This is a genomic window from Novosphingobium beihaiense (genome assembly GCF_022832375.1).
GTDB lineage: Bacteria > Pseudomonadota > Alphaproteobacteria > Sphingomonadales > Sphingomonadaceae > Novosphingobium > Novosphingobium beihaiensis.
In genome coordinates this window covers 1-709 of record NZ_JALHLG010000081.1, presented here as the reverse complement: position 1 = coordinate 709, position 709 = coordinate 1, and the positions used below count along the sequence as shown (strand labels likewise).

The 709-nt window shown below is 60.8% G+C and carries 1 protein-coding gene; it reads left to right on the top strand.

Annotated features, from left to right (window positions below; translation table 11 throughout):
• Window positions 1–119: 119 nt before the first annotated feature.
• Window positions 120–709, top strand: a 590-nt coding sequence (locus MTR66_RS20850; protein ID WP_243924619.1) for a hypothetical protein, incomplete at its 3' end; no start/stop codon positions are given.

The following is a 709-nucleotide window of genomic DNA, read 5'->3' as shown; positions in this document are numbered from 1 at the left end:
GTCGATACGGCGTTGGTCGCACCGCTTGGGCGGGTGCCCGCGGCGATGGTGCTCGTGGTGCTGGGCGGCTTGGCGGGCTGGGCCGTGTATCGGGCAATGACGAGAAACGGAGCGGCAGGATGACCGCCGTGTGGATGAGCAGTCTGCTGAGCGCCAATATAGGCTACAAGCAGGGGACGCGGGGCAAGCTGTTTGGGCGGGACTGGGATCTGGAGACCGGCCTAGCTGCTCCAGATACCCCTGAGTATGTCGCTGGTTTGCGTCGCTATATGCAAGGCTTTTCCCTGCGCCGCGAGGAGATGCCTGAAGCCGCCGCTGTCTGGAACGAAAAATACTTCAAGAAGGTCGGTGATCTTTTTGCGGAAGGCGGCATTTATGTCGTCAGGGGCAAACTTGCCGAAATCCTCTCACGGTTCGACCTTGGTGAGGGCGGCCTCGTGCCGTTTCCCGTTTACAAGGCCGATCTCGAGACGCCCTATCCGGGTGAGTTCTTCTTGCTCAATTTTGGGGCGCGGAAGAATACGCTGGTGCCCGAGGCGAGCCCGAATGTGGCCGAGAGAGGGGTGAGCCCAAGAACGGGCCAGATGCTTTGGAAAGTCCAGGAATGGGGCGAGGGGCAAGTGGCGCTTTCACCTGCTGCGCTGGACGGACCCGATCTCTGGGGCGAGGAAGTGCTCGATAACAAGATATTCATGTCCGATGCGCTCGC